Origin of the sequence: Enterobacter sp. PTB (assembly GCF_051130085.1) — a bacterium.
Taxonomy (GTDB): domain Bacteria; phylum Pseudomonadota; class Gammaproteobacteria; order Enterobacterales; family Enterobacteriaceae; genus Enterobacter; species Enterobacter ludwigii.
The window spans coordinates 102862-125305 of sequence record NZ_JBDKEE010000003.1 but is presented as its reverse complement, the minus strand read 5'-3'; the positions used below and the strand labels follow the sequence as shown (position 1 = coordinate 125305).

The following is a 22444-nucleotide window of genomic DNA, read 5'->3' as shown; positions in this document are numbered from 1 at the left end:
ACATGTTAAGTATTAAAGATTTACAGGTTAGCGTGGAAGACAAAGAGATCCTGCGTGGTCTCAATTTTGACGTCAAACCGGGTGAAGTCCACGCCATTATGGGGCCCAATGGCTCCGGGAAAAGTACGCTCTCCGCGACGCTGGCAGGACGCGAAGATTACGAAGTGACCCACGGGTCGGTCGAGTTTAACGGCAAAGATTTGCTGGAGATGTCGGTGGAAGAGCGGGCCGGTGAAGGTATCTTTATGGCCTTCCAGTATCCGGTGGAGATCCCGGGGGTGAGTAACCAGTTCTTTCTGCAAACGGCGCTGAACGCGGTACGTAAATATCGCGGACTGGAGGCGCTGGACCGCTTTGATTTCCAGGACCTGATGGAAGAGAAGATTAAGTTGCTGAAAATGCCGGAAGACCTGCTGACCCGCTCGGTCAACGTCGGTTTTTCAGGCGGTGAGAAAAAGCGTAACGACATTCTGCAGATGGCGGTCCTTGAGCCTGAACTGTGTATTCTGGATGAGACCGACTCCGGTCTGGATATCGATGCCCTGAAGATTGTCGCCGATGGGGTGAACTCCCTGCGCGACGGCAAACGCGCGTTCATCATCGTCACTCACTACCAGCGTATTCTGGATTACATCAAGCCGGATTACGTCCATGTGCTTTACCAGGGGCGTATTGTGAAATCCGGTGATTTCACGCTGGTTAAACAACTGGAGGAGCAGGGTTATGGCTGGCTTACCGAACAGCAGTAATGCGCTCCAGCAGTGGCACCGTCTGTTTGAAGCGCAGGGCAATACGCGCTCGGAACAGGCGCAACAGCACCTGCAGCAGATGCTGCGTCTCGGTTTGCCGTCACGCAAGCAGGAGAACTGGAAATACACGCCGCTTGATGGCCTGCTGAACGGGGAGTTTGTCACCCTCCTGGCAGACATCAGCCCGGCGCAGCGCGATGCCCTGGCATTGACCGTGGATGCCGTGCGTCTGGTCTTCGTCGATGGTCAGTTCCGCCCTGAACTGAGTGACAGCACCCAGGACTGTGGATTTGAGATTGCCATTAACGATGACCGTCAGAGCCTGAGCACCCCGGTACAGCCCGAGGTCTTCCTGCATCTCACCGAGAGCCTGGCGCGGAGCGTGACGCATATTCGCGTTAAGCGTAACCAGCGTCCGGTAAAACCGCTGCTGCTGATGCACATCACCCAGGGAGCAGACGGCGACGAGATCAACACTGCTCACTACCGCCACCATCTTGAGCTGGCGGAAGGGGCGGAGGCCACGGTGATTGAGCATTACGTCAGCCTCAACGAGGCCCGGCACTTTACCGGGGCGCGTTTGACAATGCATGTTGCCGCCAATGCCCAGCTTCACCATATCAAACTGGCGTTTGAAAACCCGCATAGCCACCACTTTGCACATAACGACATGCTGCTTGGACAAGATGCCGCGGCATACAGCCACAGCTTTTTGCTGGGCGGCGCGGTACTGCGCCACAACACCAGCACGCAGCTTAACGGCGAGAATACAACGCTTCGCATCAACAGCCTGGCGATGCCGGTTAAAACGCAAGTGTGCGATACACGCACCTGGCTTGAGCACAACAAAGGCTACTGTAACAGTCGCCAGCTGCACAAAACCATTGTCAGCGACAAAGGGCGAGCGGTGTTTAACGGCCTGATTAACGTGGCGCAGCACGCGATTAAAACCGACGGGCAGATGACCAACAACAACCTGCTGTTGGGACGCCTGGCGGAAGTGGACACCAAACCACAGCTTGAAATCTATGCTGATGACGTGAAGTGCAGCCATGGCGCGACGGTCGGGCGAATTGATGACGAACAGATGTTCTATTTACGCTCCCGCGGTATCGACCAGCAGGCGGCGCAGCAAATGATTATCTATGCGTTTGCCGCTGAACTGACGGAAGCGCTGCACGATGGCCTGTTAAAACAGCAGGTGTTGGCCCGTATCGGGCAGCGTCTGCCTGGAGGCGAAGCATGAGTTTTCCCGTAGAGAAAGTACGGGCAGATTTTCCGGTTCTGACCCGTGAAGTGAACGGTCTGCCCCTGGCGTATCTGGACAGTGCGGCCAGCGCGCAGAAACCGAATCAGGTGATCGAAGCGGAAGCGGAATTCTACCGCCACGGTTATGCCGCCGTGCACCGGGGGATCCACACCCTGAGTGCGGAGGCGACCCAGCGTATGGAAAATGTGCGTACCCAAATCGCCGCTTTCCTCAATGCACGCTCGCCAGAGGAACTGGTGTTTGTGCGCGGTACCACCGAGGGGATCAACCTCGTCGCCAACAGCTGGGGCAACGCGCAGGTCCACGCGGGGGATAACATCATCATCACCCAGATGGAGCACCATGCCAATATCGTGCCGTGGCAGATGCTCTGTGAGCGTGTTGGTGCGCAACTGAGGGTGATCCCATTGAACGTTGATGGCACCCTGCAGCTTGAGCAACTTGACGCGTTGCTGGATGCGCGTACGCGGCTGGTGGCCGTGACCCAGGTTTCTAACGTGCTGGGAACCGAGAACCCGGTGGCAGCGATTATTGAGAAAGCCCACCAGGCTGGCGCGAAGGTGCTGATTGATGGTGCGCAGGCGGTCATGCACCACGCGGTCGACGTCCAGGCGCTGGACTGCGATTTCTACGTCTTCTCCGGGCACAAACTCTATGGGCCGACCGGAATTGGCGTGCTGTACGTGAAAGAAGATATTCTGCAGGCGATGCCGCCGTGGGAGGGGGGCGGCTCGATGATCGCGACCGTCAGTCTCTCGGAGGGGACCACCTACGCACGCGCGCCGTGGCGCTTTGAAGCTGGCACGCCGAATACCGGCGGGATTATCGGGCTGGGGGCGGCCATCGCCTATGTCACGTCTGTTGGCCTTGACGCGATTCAGGAGTACGAACAACTGCTGATGCACTACGCGCTGCAGGAGCTTGCCAGCGTACCGGCGCTGACCCTGTATGGCCCGGCGGACCGCCAGGGGGTAATTGCGTTCAATCTCGGTAAACACCATGCATACGATGTGGGCAGTTTCCTCGATAATTACGGCGTGGCCGTGCGTACCGGACACCACTGTGCTATGCCGTTGATGGCGTTTTACCAGGTGCCGGCGATGTGCCGCGCATCGCTGGTGATGTACAACACAACGGAAGAGGTCGACAGGCTGGTGGCGGGGCTTAAACGCATTCACCAGTTGCTGGGCTAACGGAGAGGCGAAAGATGGCAGATTTGCCGGATAAAGAAAAATTACTGCGTAACTTCGGGCGTTGCGCAAACTGGGAAGAGAAGTACCTCTATATCATTGAACTGGGCCAGCGTTTACCGCCGCTCAGCGAAGAGGCACACAACCCGGAAAATATTATTCAGGGCTGTCAGAGCCAGGTCTGGATTGTGATGGAGCAGACGCGCGACGGCGTGATCAAATTACAGGGCGACAGCGATGCCGCTATTGTGAAAGGGCTTATTGCGGTGGTATTTATTCTCTATCACCAGATGTCAGCGCAGGATATTGTCGCTTTTGATGTCCGCCCGTGGTTTGAAAAAATGGCCCTGACCCAACACCTCACCCCGTCCCGTTCCCAGGGGCTGGAAGCGATGATTCGCGCCATCCGCGCCAAAGCTGCAATCCTTAGCTAGACTAACAGAACAGCATTCATTCTGTTTCGCGAGGTGGTTCCCGCCTCGCTGGTTTTTCAGCTTTCTGGCATCCGGCCAGTGAATAAGGAATCTCAGCATGAAGCGCGCGTCTCTAATAACTCTATTACTCCTGGGTTCGCTCGGTGCTCTTAATTCGGCCCGCGCGATGGATTACCCGTTGCCGCCCGCAGGCAGCCGTCTGATTGGGCAAAATCAAACCTACACGATACAGGAAGAGGATAATAAACTTCAGACCATCGCTCGCCGGTTTAATACTGCAGCACAGCTTATCCTTGAAGCCAATAATACTATTGCGCCGGTAAACCCTGCGCCGGGGACGGTGATCACGATCCCTTCGCAGATGCTGTTGCCCGACACGCCCCGTGAGGGGATTGTCGTGAACCTGGCGGAGCTGCGGCTTTACTACTTCCCGCCGGGCGAAAACATCGTTCAGGTTTTCCCGCTCGGCATTGGGCAACTGGGACTTGAAACGCCGGTCACCACCACCCGGGTCAGCCAGAAGATCCCTAATCCTACCTGGACCCCAACACCGGGCATCAGAGCGCGCTCTCTGGAGCAGGGTATTAAATTACCGCCCGTGGTCCCGGCCGGGCCAAATAACCCGCTAGGACGCTTTGCATTGCGTTTAGGCGTGGGGCACGGGGAATACCTGATCCACGGCACCAGTGCGCCGGACAGCGTCGGCCTGCGGGTCAGCTCCGGCTGTATGCGCATGAACGCGCCGGATATCAAAGCGCTGTTTGAGCAGGTGCGGGTCGGCACGCGGGTGCAAATCATTAATGAGCCGGTGAAGTTCTCCGTTGAGCCTGACGGTAAACGCTATATTGAAGTGCATCGTCCGCTGGCGCAGGTTGAGGGTGAAAACCCCCAGATGACACCCATTTCGCATTCCGCAGACTTTGCGACGTTTGTCTCGCAGTCAGGAAGTGATAAAGCGCTTATCGATAAAGCCTTGTCACGCCGCGCGGGGATCCCGGTAGCCGTGTCGGCCGATAACGGCGCGTCAGCGCGTCAGAACGTGTTGTCAGTACAGAACAGTCGGACATCCGCTGTAGTCGCGGAAAATGACGGTGAGAAGGTGACGCAGTAGGGGTTTGACGCAGACAAAAAAAATGGCGCACAATGTGCGCCATTTTATTAACAGGTACTATTACTTACGGTATTTAGTAGCCTGGTTGTCCAGACGCTGGTTAGCGCGAGCTGCGTCGTCTTTAGCAGCCTGAACGTCGGAACGCATTGCGTTCACGTCGTTGCTCAGCTGGTCAACTTTAGCGTTCAGAGTCTGAACGTCAGAAGACAGCTGATCGATTTTAGCGTTGCTGGAGCAACCAGCCAGCAGAGTAGAACCCAGGATTACCGCGCCCAGTACCAGTTTAGTACGATTCATTATTAATACCCTCTAGATTGAGTTAATCTCCATGTAGCGTTACAAGTATTACACAAAGTTTTTTAGGTTGAGAATATTTTTTTGATGGGAATACGCCTATTTTTGATCGTTCGCTCAAAGAAGCATCGAATCGGCCCTTTTTTGGCAAAAAGCTCTGTAAAAAAAGGCATTTTTCATCGGATTCATCTTAGATAATTCGCAATTAAATAGAGAAACCCGATTTGCTTTTTGAATGACTTTGGCTAATGCATGAAATAAAAAAAGCGTCCCGGAGGACGCTTTTTATGAAAATTAATTCGTTCGGGAATTATTACAGCACGTGAACAGATGCTGTGTTGGTAGTTCCGCTTGGTACCAGCGCACCAGAAACCATGACCACAACGTCGCCTTTCTGTGCCAGGCCGCTTTCCAGCGCCAGCGCTTTACCCTGAATGTAGAAATCGTCGGTAGACGCGATTTCTTTCACCAGATGCGCAACCACGCCTTTGCTCAGCACCAGCTGACGGGCAGTGGTTTCGTTGGTGGTCAGCGCCAGGATCGTCGCGTCCGGGAAGTATTTACGGACTGCGCGAGCAGATTTACCGCCCTGGGTGGCAACCACAATCAGAGGCGCTTCCAGTTTCTCAGCAGTTTCTACCGCACCGCGGCAGACTGCTTCGGTAATACGCAGTTTGCGGCTGTCGTTGTTGAAGTCCAGACGGCTGGTCATCACGCGGTCAGTACGTTCGCAAATGGTCGCCATGATGCCAACGGCTTCCAGCGGGTATTTACCTTTCGCGGATTCGCCGGACAGCATGACTGCATCGGTGCCGTCGAGGATGGCGTTAGCCACGTCGCCAGCTTCTGCGCGGGTTGGGCGTGGGTTTTTGATCATGGAATCCAGCATCTGCGTTGCGGTGATAACCACTTTACGCGCGCGAACACACTTCTCGATCATCATCTTCTGCGCGAAGATAACTTCTTCAACCGGGATTTCAACACCCAGGTCACCACGTGCAACCATGATGCCGTCTGACGCTTCGAGGATTTCGTCGAAGTTGTTCAGGCCTTCCTGGTTTTCGATTTTGGAGATGATCTGGATCTTCTCGCCGCCGTGCGCTTTCAGGTGCTCACGGATTTCAACCACGTCGGAACGTTTACGGATGAAGGATGCCGCAACGAAGTCGACGCCTTGCTCGCAACCGAAGATCAGGTCTTGTTTGTCTTTTTCAGCCAGGGCTGGCAGCGCGATGGAAACGCCTGGCAGGTTAACGCCTTTGTTTTCACCCAGGTCGCCATTGTTCAGCACTTTACAGATAACCTTGTTACCTTCGATGGCGGTCACTTCCATGCCGATCAGACCATCGTCTACCAGCACGGTGTTGCCAACGGACAGGTCGCTGGTGAAACCTTCATAGGTGACCGCAACGATTTCGTTGTTACCGACAACAGTCTTGTCAGTGGTGAAGGTGAAGGTCTGGCCCGCTTTCAGAGAGACGTCGTTACCGCCTTCCAGTTTGATGGTGCGGATTTCTGGACCTTTGGTATCCAGCAGGATGGCTGCTTTTTTACCGGTCTTGCTCATCACGTTGCGCAAGTTTTGAATACGCTGACCGTGTTCAGCATAGTCACCGTGGGAGAAGTTCAGACGCATAACGTTCATGCCGGCGTCCAGCATTTTGCTCAGCATCTCTTCAGATTCGGTTTTCGGGCCGATAGTACAAACAATTTTCGTCTTTTTCATGACAGTCTTAGTCTTTAAGTTGGGAAGGATATGGAAATCTCGCTCCGGGGGCGCACCGCCGCGGAGTCAAACCTGTGTTGCAAAAGAGTATATGACACGCACTAAGGATAGGAGACATCAAATGAGCGTGCAGAAGAAAGTGTGCCTGAGTGACAGCCCAACGAAGGAGAGGAGTAGTTGTACGTTGTTTTTTGTATTCCAAGCGCTGAAACCATTCACCAGGGATTAGGCGCGCATTATACGCTGATTTTAAGATAAAAGGAAAATGAAAACAGCGTTTCAAAAATAATCTGTGCAGATCCACATGAGATTGTTATCAAGGCGTTAAGGTTAGATGACATCTTATCGCGGCAGGTGCGTGACCTGCCGCGTTTTGCTTAGTTTTTCAGCGCCTGGCTGAGGTCGGCAATCAGATCTTTGGCATCTTCAATGCCCACGGACAGGCGAATCAGCTGCGGTACTATGCCGTTGGCCAGCCGCTGTTCAAGCGGAATCGAAGCGTGAGTCATGCTGTAAGGCTGGCTGACCAGACTTTCCACGCCACCCAGGCTTTCGGCGAGGGTGAATAATTTCAGTGAGCGGATCACCTCTGTGGCCCGTTGCGCATCGCCTTTCACCACCAGAGAAATCATGCCGCCCGGCAGCGCCATCTGCGTGCGGGCAAGCGAATATTGCGGGTGTGATTCCAGCCCCGGATAAAATACCTTTTCGACCTGCGGCTGTTGCTCCAGCCATTGCGCAATGGCCAGCGCGTTGGTGCTGTGTTTTTCTACCCGCAGCGACAGCGTACGAATACCGCGCAGCGTCAGGAAACTGCTAAACGGATCCAGTACACCGCCGACCGCGTTCTGCAGGTAGGCAAGCTTGTCCGCCAGCGCGGCGTTATCCCCCACAACTGCCAGTCCGGCGACCACGTCCGAGTGACCATTCAGGTATTTGGTGGCAGAGTGCACGACGATGTCGAAACCCGTTTCCAGCGGACGATGGATGACGGGCGATGCGAAGGTATTATCGGCCACGCTGATGACGTGATGACGACGGGCGATGTCGGCGATAGCCGCCAGATCCGCCAGTTTAAGCAACGGATTGGTTGGCGTTTCAACCCATACCATTCGCGTATCCGGCCGGATGGCGGCTTCAAGACCGGCCAAATCGTCCGGCTTGACCCAGCTCACCTGCAGGCCGGTGCTACGTTTGCGCACATTTTCAATCAGGCGCCAGGTCCCGCCGTAGACATCGTCAATGGCGACGATATGGCTGTCTTTGTCCAGCAGTTCAAGCACGGTAGAGATGGCGGCGAGGCCGGAAGCGAAGGCATAGCCGCGGGTCCCGCCTTCCAGTTCGGCGATGGCGGTTTCCAGCGCATGGCGGGTCGGGTTGCCGCTGCGCGAATATTCATAGCCGGTGTGCTCGCCGGGTGACGGTTGCGCAAACGTGGAGGTGGCGTAAATCGGGGGCATGACCGCGCCATGCCGATCGTTAAACTCACCGCTGTGTACGCTCAGGGTTGCCAGATTTTTCATCATGTATTCCTTTATTGCTGAAGACGGTTGCGCCAGGCGGTAAGAACATCGCTGCGCGTAATCAGGCCCAGGAAGCGGTCATTGTCATTAATGACCGCCACCAGACCGCGATCGAAAATGGCGTTCAGGGCGCTTTCCGGGGCGTTTTTATCGAGGAACTCCACCTGACGGGTCATTGCCGCGGTCACGGGAAGCGAGAAGCGGTCGCCATCGCCACCGATATGGCGCAGAAGATCCCACTCGTCGATGATGCCCACGACCTGGCCGTTCTCCAGGACCGGCAGCTGGGAGATGTCATACAAACGCATCCGCGCCAGTACGGTGGAGAGGGTGTCATCCGGCGCGGCGGTGACGGTTGCGCCTTCATCGTGGCGCAGGGCAATGTAGTCGGAGAGATCGCCAGCCTGCGGCCGGGAGATCAAACCCTGCTGGCGCATCCAGTCATCGTTGAACATCTTTGAGAGATATTTGTTACCACTGTCGCAGGCGAAGGTCACAACCCGTTTCGGGGTGGTCTGGGCCTGGCAATATTTCAGCGCAGCCGCCAGCAGGGTGCCGCTGGAGGAGCCTGCCAGGATGCCTTCCGTTTTCAGCAGCTCGCGGGCGGTGGTGAAAGCTTCGCGATCGGTGATGCGCCAGGCACGATTCACCCCTTCGATGTGTGCCAGCGGAGGAATAAAGTCTTCACCAATCCCCTCAACCAGCCACGAACCCGCATCCTGATAGCGTCCCGTTTCTACCTGATCGGCCAGGACCGAACCGGCCGGGTCGGCCAGCACAAATTCAGTCTGCGGTGAGTGCTCAGCGAACCACGCCTGTAGCCCACCCAGCGTCCCGCCAGACCCCACGCCGACGACAATAGCGTCAATCTTACCGTCAAGCTGTTCATACAGTTCAGGCGCGGTGGTGGTGCGGTGCGCCAGCGGGTTGGCTTCGTTATTAAACTGATCGATGTAATACGCCCCCGGCAGTTCATTTGCCAGACGTTGCGCGTAATCCTGATAGTAGGCAGGGTGGCCCTTATTGACATCGGAGCGGGTCAGTACCACCTGAGCCCCCAGTGCCCGCAGGTGGAAAATCTTCTCGCGGCTCATTTTGTCTGGCACCACCAGGATCAGCGAATAACCCTTCTGCGCGGCGATCAAGGCCAGGCCAAGACCGGTATTTCCCGCCGTCGCCTCAATGATGGTACCGCCTGGCTGGAGCTGGCCGTTACGCTCCGCTTCGTTAATCATCGACAGTGCAACGCGGTCTTTAATCGAACCGCCCGGGTTCTGGTTTTCCAGCTTCAGAAACAACGAGCAGAGACCGGTATCAAGCTTATGCAGCTGGATAAGCGGGGTGTGGCCAATCAGTTCGGTGACGGAGTGGTAAATCGTCATGGTGTTTTCCTTTCAGGAGGTCATGACAGGATGATAGGGCGGGGAAATTAACCCCTTAAAGAATCCTTCACTCCGTTTTAGAACAGAAAAGAATATAAATGCCGTTTTTGGATGGAGGGATAGCAAGACGTAAAGTGCTCTGGATGTGAGGATGGCTATATCAGTCAAAAATGCTGCAAAATTAACCGTTTTCATCAGGTGATGAACCGCTGATATGCACAAGGCAGATAATCATTTCTGAAATTGGTCTAAATGCCTGCCGGTACGAAAATCGCTATTTATTCCTGCAAGTTATAACAAATTCCTTTTTGTTCATTTAAAAGGTGATAACGCCTGTTTACTATCATTTGGACATCCATACTGCTAAACCGCCATGCGCGGGACGGATTACACATAAGAATGATTGTACTCAGCAATATTTCGAAGGTTTTTGACAACGGGAAGGTTGCACTCACTGCCGTTGATAACGTCAATTTGACGATAGAGCAGGGGCAGATATACGGCATTATCGGTTACAGCGGCGCGGGTAAAAGTACTCTTATTCGTTTGCTGAATGGACTGGAAAAACCCACTCGCGGCAGCGTGACCATCAACGGACAGGACATTTCTGCCGCAAAGGGCGAAGCACTGCGCCAGGCGCGTCTGAAGATCAGCATGGTCTTCCAGCACTTCAATCTGCTTTGGTCGCGCACGGTGAGTGAGAATATCGCGTTCTCAATGCAAATCGCCGGTGTGCCAAAAGCCAACATTAAGGCCCGCGTGGCCGAACTGGTCGATCTCGTTGGGCTGAAGGGACGCGAGAACGCCTATCCCTCGCAGCTGAGTGGCGGGCAAAAACAGCGTGTGGGGATTGCGCGTGCATTGGCCAATAACCCCGACGTATTGCTTTGCGATGAAGCCACGTCAGCCCTCGATCCGCAGACCACCGATCAAATCCTCGATCTGCTGCTGGACATTAACCGCCGCTTCAGGCTGACCATTGTGCTGATCACGCACGAGATGCACGTGGTGCGCAAAATTTGCGACCGCGTGGCGGTGATGGAGAACGGCAAAGTGGTGGAGGAGGGGGAGGTGCTGAGCGTCTTTACCCGTCCGCAGCAGCCTATCACTCAGCAGTTTGTCCGCCAGGTGAGCCAGTATGCCGAGGAAGAGACGTTTAATACGGAGCTGGCAGCGGACCTTGAAGGTAGCGTCATCAGGTTGACCTTTACGGGCCACAGCACCCATAAGCCGATCGTGGGCGAGCTGACTCTGCGCTACGGCCTGCCGTTTAACATTCTGCACGGAAAAATGACCCAAACGGCCCACGGCGTATTTGGGCAACTCTGGGTACACGTCGTGGCATCGGATGAACAACTGAGCAATATCCTCGCCGACCTGAAGCACAGCGATATTGAAGGCGAGGTAATTAAACATGGCTGAGACGCTTTTTCCTCATCTGAAGTGGGAGCAACTCTGGGCGGCGACGCTGGAAACGCTGTACATGACTGCCCTTTCCGGCGTGGCAACCTTTGTTCTTGGGATCGTCCTTGGCCTGGCGCTGTTTTTAACCGCGCGCGGCGGGTTGTTCCACAACCGCGCGGTCTACAGCGTGATTTCAATTGTGGTGAACGTGTTTCGTTCTATCCCGTTCATCATTCTGATTGTGCTGTTGATCCCGTTCACGAAAACCCTTGTCGGCACCATTCTTGGCGCCAACGCGGCGCTGCCGGCTCTGATTGTCGGTGCGGCGCCGTTCTACGCTCGCCTGGTCGAAATTGCCCTGCGTGAAGTGGACAAGGGGGTTATTGAGGCCACGCGCTCAATGGGCGCACGGCTGAGCACCCTGGTGTTTCGGGTTTTACTGCCGGAGTCATCACCTGCACTGGTATCAGGTATTACGGTAACGCTGATTGCGCTGGTGAGTTACAGCGCCATGGCGGGGGTGATTGGCGCAGGCGGTTTGGGAAATCTGGCTTATCTGGAAGGATTCCAGCGCAACCATGGCGACGTCACGCTAGTGGCGACGGTGACCATTCTGATCATCGTTTTCATTATCCAGTTCTGCGGCGACGTCCTGACCTCACTGTTAGATAAACGATAATCTCTAATAACACACAGGAACCATCATCATGAAAAAAACACTGACACTGATCGCCGCAGCAACCCTGAGCGCCCTGAGCTTTGCCACCTGGGCTGATACCCTGACCGTGGGGGCATCCAACACGCCGCACGCCGAAATTCTGGAGCAGGCGAAGCCTATCCTGGCGAAGCAGGGTATCGATCTGGAGATCAAACCTTTCCAGGACTACATTCTGCCCAACACCGCGCTGGCGGGTCATGATATTGACGCTAACTATTTCCAGCATATTCCTTACCTGAACAGCGTGCTGAAAGATCACGCTGGTGATAAGGATTATGATTTTGTCAGCGCGGGCGCGATCCACATCGAGCCAATCGGGATCTATTCCAAAAAATACAAATCCCTGAAAGATCTGCCGCAGGGCGGCAAAATCATCATGCGTGATGCTGTGTCTGAAGAAGGCCGCATTCTCTCTATCTTCGAAAAAGAGGGGGTGATCAAACTGAAGCCGGGCATCGACAAAGTGACCGCGCGTATCAGCGATATCGTGGAAAACCCGAAAAAACTGCAGTTTACGCCTAACGTGGAAGCCTCTCTGCTGCCACAGATGTACAACAATGACGAAGGTGACGCGGTCGTGATTAACGCCAACTACGCGATTGATGCGGGCCTTGATCCTGTACATGACCCGATTGCGGTAGAGAGTGGTGAAAATAACCCGTATGCCAACATCATTACCGTGCATCGTGGTGACGAGAAGAAGAAAGATATCGTCGCGCTGGTGAACGTTCTGCACTCCAAAGCGATCCAGGACTGGATCCGCACCAAATACAAAGGCGCAGTGATCCCGGTAAACAACTAATTTATTGATTTTACGAATGAAGCCCGGCGGGACTCTCGCCGGGCTTCTTTTTTGTATCCGGGCGATGAATCATTTAAGCTGAGAGTTTAGGGCAATGGAGTGATGACGATGGGTAATGTGACCAAAGACGAAGCGCTGTATCAGGAGATGTGTCGGGTGGTCGGGAAGGTCGTTCTGGAGATGCGTGATTTGGGGCAGGAGCCGAAGCATATTGTCATTGCGGGGGTGCTGCGTACGGCGCTGGCGAACCAGCGCGTAAAACGTAGCGAGTTAACCACCCAGGCAATGGAAACCGTGGTCAAAGCGCTGGCCGGTTGAAGCGCCAGCGTTTCGCAAGCTGCTCAAGGGAGCAGCAGAGCAGGTAATAGACCACACCCGTAAAGATAAAAATGGCTGCCGGGTAAATTTGCACCCGGTTGTTCACCTGGCCGGCCACCGTGGTGAGCTCAGGGACATTCACAATAAACGCCAGCGACGTATCCTTCAGCAGGCTGATAAAAATCCCCACCAGTGACGGCAGAATATTGCGCATCGCCTGCGGCAGCAGCACGCGCGACAGCGTTTGCCGGGTACTGAAACCCTGAGACAGGGCGGCCTCGTACTGCCCTGACGGTAAGGCGCTGAGTCCGGCCAGTACTGAATGCATAACCGAGGCCGCGGTAAACCAGGCCAGGGCCAGCGTGACGGTGAGCGCCCCCGGGAGATCGCCGCCGGTGATGAGCGGCAGCAGATACCACATCCAGAAAATCACAAAGATTAGCGGGATCCCGCGAATTAATTCCGCCCATACAAAGAGCGCCTTGCGCACAAGCCCCGTAAAACGCCAGGCCAGGCACGCGAGAGCAATTCCACCGGGCAGGGCGAGAGCCGCCGCGCCCAGCGCCATCAGCAATGAGAGCAAGACCCCGCCAGGCTCCCCAACTGCCGCACGTCCCCAGAGCAGGTAATCCAGGTTATCGGTAATGACATTAAGTCCGGCAAGCATGGTTTCCCCTCCCTGAGATTGGGCCGAGGCGCACCAGCACCGCCCCCATCAGCATACCGGTAAGCAGGTACAGGACGGTGCCGACGGTAAACGCCTCCAGCGCATGGGCGTTGTAGCTTTCAATCTGTCTCACCTGATAGGTCAATTCGGCAAAGCCAATGCCGCTGGCGAGCGATGAGAGTTTCATCAGATTGAGATACTGCCCGACAACGGGTTGCCAGGCGTTGGCCAGCCCTTGCGGCAGAAGGATGTAACGAAACAAGCGCCACGCGGAAAATCCCTGTGCGAGCGCCGCTTCCCGTTGCCCGGCAGGGACTGAACGTAGTCCCGATGCCACTTCCTCAATCAAGAAAGCCGAGGTGAATACGCCTAACCCCCATGCAGAGCATAAAAACTCGGGGGTAAACCACCAGACGTCACCGGGCAAAACGGACCAGCGGTGATCCGCATTCACGGCATCCCGGAACGCCTGCGGTAACCCGTTCCAGGCGGCGAAATACCAGAACAGCAGTTGCACCAGCAGCGGCGTATTGCGAAACAGCGACACCCAGCTACTGACGACCGCGTTCCCGACGCGTCCACCCGTCAGGCGCAGAAGCAGAAAAAGCAGCGCGAGCAGGGTTGCCAGCAGCATCCCCGCGAGCGTCACCCACAGGGTGGTGAGAAATCCGGATACGATCCACTGCAGGGGCTGTCCGGTCAGCACGCCCTGCCAGTCAAGTGTGGGCATTAGAGATGCTCCTGATGCAGCGGGTTCAGGACTTTTTGCAGGAATCGCTGAGCGCGTGGGTGCGACGGTTGCCTGAAAAATTGCTCCGGTGGCGCGGTTTCAAGAACGTGCCCGGCGTCGATAAACACAATCCGGTCGGCAATTTCCCGGGCAAATTGCATCTCATGCGTCACCACAATCATGGTGATCCCGCTGTGCGCAAGCGCCTTCATCACGAACAGCACTTCGCCAATCATCTCCGGGTCAAGCGCGGAGGTTGGCTCATCGAACAGAATGATTTGCGGTGAAGAGGCCAGCGCGCGGGCAATCGCCACGCGCTGTTGCTGACCGCCGGAAAGTTCGGCAGGGAAATGGTGTGCTTTTTCCAGCATCCCCACTTTTTCCAGCAGTGCCAGCGCCCGCGCCTGAGCTGGCTGGGCCTTCCAGCCGTGAACATGCTCCAGCGCCAGAGTGATGTTTTGACTGGCGGTGAGATGGGCGTAAAGATTGAACTGCTGAAACACAAACCCGACGCGGCTGCGCAACTGACGCAGCGCGGTACCGGCGAGCCGTCCTGTGGGTTTGTTATCGATCAGGATCTCCCCACCGCTCAGGGTTTCAAGCTGATTGATAAGCCGGATCAGGGTAGATTTACCGGAACCCGAAGGCCCGAGAATGGCCACCACTTCACCTGGCGTGATGGTGAGGTTAATGCCCTTTAAGACCTGATGGTTACCGTAATGTTTCTGCACATCGCGAAACTCGACGCTGGCGTGTTCCAGATGTGAAAAATCCGCGGCACCGGCCGCGGAGTGTGAAAAAAGCGCTGAGAGCATATTACTGAGCTTCTATTTTAAAGGCACGAGGCTGTGGGGAGGGGGTATCCGGACCGAACCAGACGTCATAGATTTTTGCCGCCTGACCGTTCTTCTCAAGGTTAACAAGCTCGTCGTTGACGGCTTTCAGCAGTGCGGTTTCGCCTTTTTTTACCCCCACGCCAATCTCTTCTTTGCTGAGCAGATCGGGCAGGATTTTGAAGTTCGCCTTGTCCGGCGCCTGCGCCAGCAGACCGGCCAGAATCGTACTGTCCTGAGTGATAGCCTGCACGTTACCGTTGCGCAGGGCCGTCAGCGCCAGCGGAATATCATCATAAGAGAGCACGCGGGCGTGCGGGAAACGCTGGTGCAGCGCCTGCTCACCCGTTGTGCCTTTTACCGCGCCAATGCGCGCCCGGCTATAGGCCTCAAGCGTATCGGCAGCTTTTACCGGTACCAGGAACTGCTGGCCGGTCACGAAATAGGGAAGGGAGAAATCAACCACCTGCGCCCGTTCCGGGGTAATGGTGATATCTGCCACAATCAAATCCGCCTTACCGGACTGCAGGAGGGGAATGCGGTTAGCCGGGTTGGTGGCAACCAGTTCAAGCTTCACGCCAAGTGCACTGGCAAGCGCTCTGGCGAAATCGACGTCGTAGCCGACAATCTCATGGGTCTTTGCATCGATGGAGCCAAACGGCGGATTGGCATCAAAGGTGGCAACTTTGACCACGCCTGCGGCTTTAATATCCGCCAGTTGATCGGCCTGCACCTGCATTGAGAACAGACCGCCTGCCGCCAGTAAGCCCAGCACCAGTGTCCTTTTTTTAAACCCTTTCGTGTTTGCTGCCATAGTGATTGTTCATCCCGTTGTTTTTGTTTTACCCCGTTACGCTCCCATAAGCGAAAGCTCTCGCCAAATAAGAAATCGTTCTTTGCTATAAGCAAAAAAGCATTAGTGAACAAGGTGTTAATGGCGAGTAAAAGAATGGAGGGCTATTTGCAAATCCTGCACAACGACAGTGGATTTTGGTATTTCCCCTGTGCGGGTGTTGGGTGTTTAACTTAGGTCCAGTGAAGCGAAAGGGGGAAAGACGATGAAAAAGTGGATAAACACGTTACGGCGGTTTTTTGCGACCCGACCAGCGAATGCGGAGAACAGCGCGCAACGTGTTCTTGAGTCCGTACTGCCTGTCGCCAGCCTTTATGGCGTGGACGTTGCCAACATTGATCCGGAGTGGTTCCATGATAAAACGTCACGCTGAACTGCGCCGCACGCGCGAAATGTACTGGAATGAGCTGTGCGAAATTTTGTTCTGACAACGGTTAACTGCTAATGTCGGCAGGATGAATCTCCTGACCCGTTAACGGAATGAATAACACTCTTTTCAGGCGCACGGTTATTGTCTGGCTGCTGGCGTGCCTCATCAGCGGCGTTTTGCTTTATGCCGAACAGATCCGCCGCCAGTTCTGGGAACGCGATCGTGAGTTTTCGACACGCTATTCCACCCTTAGCGCCGTGCTGACACAAAATGAATCTGTTTTGCCGTTACTCAACGGCGAGGAAGACCTCGCGGCCCTGCGCAAAAAATTCCCGCACATCCTCGCCCTTGAGAAAACCTCAGGCCGTGCGCTGAACGCCGCCCGTGTGGAATCGACCCGCGATTGTCAGTACTGGCTGTATAATCCCTGGCGTCAGATCCGCGTACTTATCGATCTTGCGCCGCTGCTCAGCACCCAACATACCTTTGATGCACTTGCCATTCGCTTCAATGACGCAAATAACGCGCCCCCTGCCGGGGCTTTCTGGCACTGGCAGCGGACCTTCACGCAACCCACACAACCTTTTACCCTTATGGCCACGGCAAAGCCGCACTGGCTGGCCGTCTCCTGGTGGGTATATCCGTTCCTGTTCTTCGGCTGGGCAGTGCTTATCGCCGCGGCCAGCCTGCTGCTCTGGCAACGGCGGCAGCGCCAGCACGCCGAACAGCGCGCACACTATTACCAGCATGCAAGGCTCAACACCCTGGGAGAGATCACCGCTGGGATCGTGCATGAGATTAACCAGCCGCTGACTGCTGTTCAGACCTGGATTCAGGGTGCTCAGCGCCAGCAACAGCAGGCGAATCCGCAGGCCGTATCGCAGGCGCTGGCTGCCGCGCTGGTACAAACCCAGCGTATCAGCGCGCTCTTAACCCGCTTTCGCGAACATGTGGTTCAGGAAAAAGTCACCTTGCGCGACATCGACCTGAAACCGTGCTGGCAGCAGGTGGTCGATCTCCTGGAACATGAACGCCGCTCTGAGCATATCGCGGTGAGCCATGCGTTCGCGGCAGGTGCCACGCGGGTTCTGGCAGACCGACTCTGGCTTGAACAGGTGCTGCATAATCTGCTCAGTAATGCCATTCAGGCCCAGCAAGAGTGCGCGCAAGGGTGGGTGAAAATAACCAGCGAGAAACGGGAAAACTGGATTTATATCACCATAACTGATGGCGGACCTGGCTTTAGCCCGGAGGCCTTGCAGAACGCCTTTATGCCGTTTTACAGCGGACGGACGGAAGGAATAGGGCTGGGAATGACGTTAACGGAGTCGTTGATGACGCGCATGAATGGAACAATCACGCTGGGCAACGCGCCCCAGGGCGGGGCGCAGGTTCGGTTACAACTGGCGAGTGGAGAGGTAAATACGCGTGGATAACACAGTCTGGCTGATTGATGACGATGAATCCATCCGTGAGTCGCTGGCCTTCTTACTCTCGGGAATGGGCTGGCAGGTCAATGGGTTTGAAAGCGTGGACGCGTTTACGTCAGCGCACGGTGGGCGCGCGGCGCTCGTCGGCTGTCTGCTGCTGGATATGCGCATGCCGGGAAAAGGCGGGCTGACCTGGCTGGAGGAGGGCAAATGGCCCTGGCCGCTGCTGCCGGTTATCGTCATGACCGGACACGGCACCGTTGATGCCTGCCGCCGCGCCTTTCGCAATGGCGTCTTTGAGTTTTTCACCAAGCCGCTGGATGCCGATAAGCTCATTGAAACGGTGGGGCTCGCCTTCGAAGAGAGCCAGAGACGACTGACCCGTTGGCAGGAAACGTCGCGGATTAAAGCGCGTTTCGAACAACTGACGGCGCGTGAGCACGAGGTGCTGGCGGTGCTGATGGAAGGACGCAGCAATAAAGAGGTGGCCCTGCAGTTGAACCTCTCGCCCAGAACGGTTGAAGCGCACCGGGCCGCGGCGTTCGCCAAGCTTGGCGTGACCAGCCTGGTGCAGGCAATCCGCGATTACGACAAATTACAATCCGTATAACTACCAGGATAATTGCGTAATCAACCGAATTACGCTTCATCGCGCGTCTGAGTACGATCGAACGGTATTCAATCATTCGAGGACGTGCGATGAAAAAAGTAATGATGGCAGCCGCGCTTGTCGCCGGTAGCGTAAGCCTGACGGCACAGGCCGACGCATTGAACCAGAAAAATCTCTCCCTGGCGCAGGCCAACGCGCTGGCGACCTCCGCTATTCAGGCCTGCGTAGCGAAAAACTACCAGGTGACGGTCACCGTGGTGGACCGCGCCGGTGTGGTCAAAGCGGTGCAGCGTACCGACAATGCCGGGCCCCACACGGTAAAAGCCAGCGAAATGAAAGCCTATACCGCGCTGAGTGCAAAAAACGCGTCAGGCAAGGTTATGGAAGCCGCGCAGAGCAATGCCGGCGCACAAAACATGCGTGATATTCCGGGCTTCCTGCTGCTGGCCGGTGGTCTGCCGGTGAAAGAGGGGGATGAGGTGATTGGCGCAATAGGGATCGGCGGTGCGCCGGGTGGTCATCTGGATGAAGCGTGCGCGCAGGCGGCGATTGACGGGCTGAAGAAATAATATAAAAAAGCACCGGGTTTTCCGGTGCTTTATCATCAGATCTTGCAGGCATCACCGCAGTCGTCATCGGCGATAATCGACTGCGCTTTTTTATCAGCGTCGTCGAGACGTTCCGCGTTACGCTCTTCAGCTTCATCCAGCCCGTTAAAGACCAAGTTTTCGAGATCAATTTCCATATGGCACCTGCTTTGTTCGGTTTTTGATACTGGCACAGTATAGGGCAAAAAGAGCCGGCAATGTACCGCGCAGCACATAACGATAATCCCTGCCATACTCAGTGCTTTATCGCTGAGGAGAGCTCATGATTACACTGTGTAAAACCTGCGGTACCTCTTATGACGCAACGCCGGCGCGATGCCCTGTGTGCGAGGATGAACGCCAGTATGTTCCGGCCAGCGGCCAGGCGTGGAGTGATTTTGCGACGGTGACGGCCACACACAGCAATAAATGGCAGCAGCTTGAGCCGCAGCTGCTCAGCATCAAAACGGTGCCCGCTTTTGCCATCAACCAGCGCGCGCTGCTTCTGCGTACCCCCCACGGCAATATCCTTTGGGATTGCATTGCGAATCTCGACCCGGCAACCAGAACCATCATCACGGCGCTCGGCGGTATCAGCGCGATCGCGATTTCACACCCTCACTACTACACCACGATGCAGGAGTGGGCCGGGGCTTTCGATGCGCCGGTTTACCTGCACGCGAACGATCGCGAGTGGGTTATGCGCGACAGCCCGATGCTCCACTTCTGGCAGGGCGATACGCTGGACATTTTCCCCGCGGTAACGTTATTACGCCTCGGAGGACATTTCGCTGGCGGAACGGTGCTGCACTGGCAGGGGGGTGATGGTGTCTTGCTGGCAGGCGATATTCTACAGGTCACGCCGGGCAAAGATGCCGTCTCGTTTATGTGGAGCTATCCGAATATGCTGCCGTTGCCCGCCCGCAGCGTCGAAGACGTGACCGGGCGGCTGGTGGGGAAAAAATTCGCTCGCCTGTACGGCGCTTTTGAAGGGCAAAATATCCTGGCGAATGCGGATGAGATTGTGCAGCGGTCGGGCCAGAAATATATTGCTTGTCTGAAGTAAAGTCCGGTGGGTAAACTTTACTTGTGTGATCCCGATCATACCTAAACTAAAACAGATAAAAGAGAAATTGCTATGCAACATATCATTGAAGGTTTTCTCAGCTTTCAAAAAGAGATTTTCCCGCAACGTAAAGAGCTCTTCCGCAGTTTAGCGTCCAGCCAGAATCCCAAAGCGCTGTTCATCTCATGCTCCGACAGCCGTCTGGTCCCAGAACTGGTCACTCAGCAAGAGCCAGGACAACTCTTTGTCATTCGTAATGCTGGCAACATCGTGCCACCGTTCGGCCCTGAGCCAGGCGGTGTATCCGCAACGATTGAATACGCGGTTGTTGCGCTGGGCGTGACCGATATTGTTATCTGCGGCCACTCCAACTGTGGGGCGATGAAAGCCATTGCCGACAATGCGGACCTCGAACCTATGCCGGCGGTTTCTCACTGGTTACGCTATTCCGATGCGGCAAAAGCGGTGGTTGAGAAGAAAACCTGGGATAAGCCAATCGATAAAGTGAATGCGATGGTGCAGGAAAACGTGTTTGCGCAGCTGAGCAACATTAAGACTCACCCGTCAGTGGCGGTGGGCCTGCGCAACAACGCCATCCGCCTTCACGGCTGGGTGTATGACATTGAAAGCGGCAAAATTCTTGCACTGGATAAAGAGACGAAAACCTTCGTCTCTTTATCCGATAACCCGCAGGTTTACTTCGAGTAATCCCGCGTTGCAGGGCACGGATGCCCTGTCAGTCATCACTGTACGGTAATTTCCTTCTTGAACCCGATGCGGTTTTCTCTGCGGCTTTTGCCATCGCCTCTGCTATCTCTGCACATTCCGCCAGTCCCTGAACAAAAGGGCGATCGTGCATCAGCCACGGGATTGCGCCAAATGCAATGCGTCCGCGAAGCATTTCCGGCACTTTTAACGTGTAATCCTCGCCAATATCCGGGATCTCATCGCCCGTCGCCTGTAGCTGCTTGCGCAGCGTAGGGAAGGGCAGATCTTTTGTTTTAAGCGGCTTTTGCCCGCGGGCATCAATAAAGACGTCGAAACGGTAGGTCGTCTCTTTAGTGGCGATCACCGTCTGCGCGCTGCCAATATCCAGCGTGTAATCATCACCCAGCGCCACAACACTAATGATGCCGGCCTCACGAAGCGCGAGAAGCCTGCGAATCGACTGCGGGGGAATGGCGGCATAGTTGTCGATAAAGACGCGCGCCAGCCCGTTTTTAAAGCGTTCAGCGTCCTCCTCGGTAAGATGAGGAACCATCTCCTGAACCACTTCATGCAGCCGAAGCACGGTGTAGCGCCAGGCCACCGTGCGCCGGTCACGTTTGTTCCGCTCGACCTCATTCAGGTTCTCTTCAGCCCAGGTAAACGGACCGTGCTGTTTTCGATCCTCAAACCACGCTTCGCGAAGGCTGTCCGCCGTCTGCATGCGCAGCGATATTTTCTCACACCAGGCCGGGTCGGCGAGTTCAAGCTCTTTCACCATCAGGGCGAAAATGCGGTCAAGCAGACCGTCTGATCCTTTGGCGATTTCGGCTTCGAGTACCGATTCGGTTAATACCGACAGCGGTTCGTACGGAATAGGGCAGTAAAAATCGGCCTCTGGCAGAATCCCGGTCCTGGACATGAGTACAATTTTTAACGCTTCACTTCCTTTATCGAGGAGGAATGTGCCGTCGCGAAACTCACCGTGCTGCATGACCACGGCCATCGCCGCGTCCAGCCCGCTTAAGGATGTTCCCATAATACCGACGCGGCAGGGGCGGATGCGGGCATCCATCAACCCTGACCACGGGCTTGGGAAATACGCGCGCGTGGCTTCCTCTTCTTCTGGCCAGACATGCCCGGTGGCGATCACGGCGAGATCGAATCGTTCCGGAAACGGCGAGTCATTGACCGAAAGCGTCACGCCGGAGGAGGACGGGGCAACATCGGTGACGGTGGCAGACGTGTGGATCTCAACCTGAAATCCCCGCCTCTTAGCTTCCTGGACTATCGTCTGGAAACTGTCGCGAAAATACTCGCCCAGCAGAATACGGGGCAAAAACTGTCTGTCATGCAAGGTGGCTTTATCAACCTTAAAGCGCGCCAGATGGGCTTCACTCTGGCGCTTAAGCCAGTCGAGGTAGGTCATAAAAAGGGGCGGGATTTCAATGCTGGCAATGTTGGCCAGCATCAGGCGAGAGTTATCGTCGTCGTTGTAGGGCATTCCCACGCCAGCTTCGTCTGCCTGTTCAAAAACGGAGACAGAGAGCGGCGACGCGTTCTTAAGAAGAGAATAAAAGGTGTAAATCCCTGTAGGGCCGGAGCCGATAATGGCGATTTTCTTCATCGACAGTCTTCCTGTTTTTTTTTCCATAAGAAAAGCGTAGCAGGA

Annotated in this window: 26 protein-coding genes; 15 read left to right on the top strand and 11 right to left on the bottom strand. The window is 55.5% G+C overall.

What is annotated here, in order from left to right:
- Positions 1-2: 2 nt before the first annotated feature.
- From sufC to ldtE, 5 genes are all read left to right on the top strand, one after another.
- Positions 3-749 carry a Fe-S cluster assembly ATPase SufC gene (gene sufC, locus AAIR21_RS04770; RefSeq protein WP_020884365.1) on the top strand — a complete coding sequence of 249 codons (747 nt, stop codon included), beginning with the start codon at positions 3-5 and terminating at the stop codon, positions 747-749.
- Complete coding sequence (gene sufD / locus AAIR21_RS04765; protein ID WP_138613817.1) at positions 724-1995, top strand: Fe-S cluster assembly protein SufD; 1272 nt, start codon at positions 724-726, stop codon at positions 1993-1995. The genes sufC and sufD overlap by 26 nt, the downstream gene beginning before the upstream one ends.
- Positions 1992-3212, top strand: coding sequence for a cysteine desulfurase SufS (gene sufS, locus AAIR21_RS04760; protein ID WP_032681180.1), 1221 nt, complete (start codon positions 1992-1994; stop codon positions 3210-3212). Before sufD ends, sufS begins: the two co-directional genes overlap by 4 nt.
- 14 nt (positions 3213-3226) lie before the next feature.
- Complete coding sequence (gene sufE / locus AAIR21_RS04755; RefSeq protein WP_149376631.1) at positions 3227-3643, top strand: cysteine desulfuration protein SufE; 417 nt, start codon at positions 3227-3229, stop codon at positions 3641-3643.
- Between the two features lie 97 nt (positions 3644-3740).
- Positions 3741-4754, top strand: a complete 1014-nt coding sequence (ldtE, locus tag AAIR21_RS04750) for a L,D-transpeptidase LdtE (protein ID WP_183516424.1) — start codon at positions 3741-3743, stop codon at positions 4752-4754.
- 60 nt (positions 4755-4814) lie between these two features.
- On the opposite strand, the gene lpp is transcribed toward ldtE, so the two are convergent.
- The 5 genes from lpp to AAIR21_RS04725 form a co-directional block, all read right to left on the bottom strand.
- Positions 4815-5051 (bottom strand): murein lipoprotein Lpp, encoded by a 237-nt coding sequence (gene lpp, locus AAIR21_RS04745; protein ID WP_001082307.1) that lies wholly within the window; start codon positions 5049-5051, stop codon positions 4815-4817.
- 310 nt (positions 5052-5361) lie between these two features.
- The gene (gene pykF, locus AAIR21_RS04740) at positions 5362-6774 is read right to left on the bottom strand and encodes a pyruvate kinase PykF (RefSeq protein WP_014169744.1); all 1413 of its coding nucleotides are present in this window, start codon (positions 6772-6774) and stop codon (positions 5362-5364) included.
- Between the two features lie 7 nt (positions 6775-6781).
- Positions 6782-7078: a protein YnhH gene (ynhH, locus tag AAIR21_RS04735; protein ID WP_419145756.1), complete on the bottom strand. Its 297-nt coding sequence runs from the start codon at positions 7076-7078 to the stop codon at positions 6782-6784.
- Positions 7079-7151: 73 nt separating this feature from the next.
- Positions 7152-8297: a trans-sulfuration enzyme family protein gene (locus AAIR21_RS04730; RefSeq protein WP_040017288.1), complete on the bottom strand. Its 1146-nt coding sequence runs from the start codon at positions 8295-8297 to the stop codon at positions 7152-7154.
- 11 nt (positions 8298-8308) lie between these two features.
- Complete coding sequence (locus AAIR21_RS04725) at positions 8309-9679, bottom strand: pyridoxal-phosphate dependent enzyme (RefSeq protein ID WP_014169746.1); 1371 nt, start codon at positions 9677-9679, stop codon at positions 8309-8311.
- Positions 9680-10078: 399 nt separating this feature from the next.
- Here AAIR21_RS04725 and AAIR21_RS04720 point away from each other — a divergent pair, with 399 nt between their 5' ends.
- The 4 genes from AAIR21_RS04720 to fumD all read left to right on the top strand — a co-directional run bounded on the left by AAIR21_RS04720 (position 10079) and on the right by fumD (position 12921).
- Positions 10079-11101, top strand: coding sequence for a methionine ABC transporter ATP-binding protein (locus tag AAIR21_RS04720; RefSeq protein WP_020884357.1), 1023 nt, complete (start codon positions 10079-10081; stop codon positions 11099-11101).
- Positions 11094-11762: a methionine ABC transporter permease gene (locus tag AAIR21_RS04715; protein ID WP_025204366.1), complete on the top strand. Its 669-nt coding sequence runs from the start codon at positions 11094-11096 to the stop codon at positions 11760-11762. Before AAIR21_RS04720 ends, AAIR21_RS04715 begins: the two co-directional genes overlap by 8 nt.
- Before the next feature lie 28 nt (positions 11763-11790).
- A complete protein-coding gene (locus tag AAIR21_RS04710; protein WP_014169750.1) occupies positions 11791-12603 on the top strand; it encodes a MetQ/NlpA family ABC transporter substrate-binding protein in 813 nt (270 codons plus the stop codon).
- A gap of 108 nt (positions 12604-12711) precedes the next feature.
- Complete coding sequence (gene fumD / locus AAIR21_RS04705; protein WP_014831602.1) at positions 12712-12921, top strand: fumarate hydratase FumD; 210 nt, start codon at positions 12712-12714, stop codon at positions 12919-12921.
- Here fumD and AAIR21_RS04700 read toward each other — a convergent pair.
- Genes AAIR21_RS04700 through AAIR21_RS04685 form a run of 4 tightly spaced genes read right to left on the bottom strand, consistent with a single transcriptional unit; the run spans position 12902 to position 15965 of the window.
- Positions 12902-13588 carry an amino acid ABC transporter permease gene (locus tag AAIR21_RS04700; protein ID WP_047744540.1) on the bottom strand — a complete coding sequence of 229 codons (687 nt, stop codon included), beginning with the start codon at positions 13586-13588 and terminating at the stop codon, positions 12902-12904. The genes fumD and AAIR21_RS04700 overlap by 20 nt on opposite strands.
- Entirely contained in the window at positions 13572-14318 is a 747-nt protein-coding gene (locus AAIR21_RS04695) for an amino acid ABC transporter permease (protein ID WP_032681174.1), read from the bottom strand. Before AAIR21_RS04695 ends, AAIR21_RS04700 begins: the two co-directional genes overlap by 17 nt.
- Positions 14318-15133, bottom strand: coding sequence for an amino acid ABC transporter ATP-binding protein (locus tag AAIR21_RS04690; RefSeq protein WP_063925049.1), 816 nt, complete (start codon positions 15131-15133; stop codon positions 14318-14320). The genes AAIR21_RS04695 and AAIR21_RS04690 overlap by 1 nt, the downstream gene beginning before the upstream one ends.
- A gap of 1 nt (position 15134) precedes the next feature.
- Positions 15135-15965, bottom strand: a complete 831-nt coding sequence (locus AAIR21_RS04685; RefSeq protein WP_020884352.1) for an ABC transporter substrate-binding protein — start codon at positions 15963-15965, stop codon at positions 15135-15137.
- A gap of 244 nt (positions 15966-16209) precedes the next feature.
- Here AAIR21_RS04685 and AAIR21_RS04680 point away from each other — a divergent pair, with 244 nt between their 5' ends.
- The 4 genes from AAIR21_RS04680 (at position 16210) to AAIR21_RS04665 (ending at position 18983) form a co-directional block, all read left to right on the top strand.
- On the top strand, positions 16210-16377 hold the full coding sequence (locus AAIR21_RS04680; RefSeq protein WP_014169756.1) for a hypothetical protein: 168 nt from the start codon (positions 16210-16212) through the stop codon (positions 16375-16377).
- Positions 16378-16484: 107 nt separating this feature from the next.
- Complete coding sequence (locus AAIR21_RS04675) at positions 16485-17810, top strand: sensor histidine kinase (RefSeq protein ID WP_063925048.1); 1326 nt, start codon at positions 16485-16487, stop codon at positions 17808-17810.
- Positions 17803-18414, top strand: coding sequence for a response regulator transcription factor (locus tag AAIR21_RS04670; protein ID WP_014169758.1), 612 nt, complete (start codon positions 17803-17805; stop codon positions 18412-18414). Before AAIR21_RS04675 ends, AAIR21_RS04670 begins: the two co-directional genes overlap by 8 nt.
- A gap of 89 nt (positions 18415-18503) precedes the next feature.
- Entirely contained in the window at positions 18504-18983 is a 480-nt protein-coding gene (locus tag AAIR21_RS04665) for a GlcG/HbpS family heme-binding protein (RefSeq protein ID WP_020884350.1), read from the top strand.
- A 35-nt stretch (positions 18984-19018) separates the two neighbouring features.
- On the opposite strand, the gene AAIR21_RS04660 is transcribed toward AAIR21_RS04665, so the two are convergent.
- Positions 19019-19159 carry a hypothetical protein gene (locus AAIR21_RS04660; RefSeq protein WP_020884349.1) on the bottom strand — a complete coding sequence of 47 codons (141 nt, stop codon included), beginning with the start codon at positions 19157-19159 and terminating at the stop codon, positions 19019-19021.
- 125 nt (positions 19160-19284) lie between these two features.
- Between AAIR21_RS04660 and AAIR21_RS04655 the strand changes: the two genes are divergently transcribed.
- Together AAIR21_RS04655 and AAIR21_RS04650 are read left to right on the top strand one after the other, a co-directional pair.
- A complete protein-coding gene (locus tag AAIR21_RS04655; protein WP_183516423.1) occupies positions 19285-20067 on the top strand; it encodes an MBL fold metallo-hydrolase in 783 nt (260 codons plus the stop codon).
- A 72-nt stretch (positions 20068-20139) separates the two neighbouring features.
- Positions 20140-20775, top strand: a complete 636-nt coding sequence (locus tag AAIR21_RS04650) for a carbonic anhydrase (RefSeq protein ID WP_014169762.1) — start codon at positions 20140-20142, stop codon at positions 20773-20775.
- A gap of 28 nt (positions 20776-20803) precedes the next feature.
- Here AAIR21_RS04650 and AAIR21_RS04645 read toward each other — a convergent pair whose 3' ends face one another.
- Complete coding sequence (locus tag AAIR21_RS04645; protein WP_183516422.1) at positions 20804-22399, bottom strand: FAD-NAD(P)-binding protein; 1596 nt, start codon at positions 22397-22399, stop codon at positions 20804-20806.
- Positions 22400-22444: the final 45 nt, after the last annotated feature.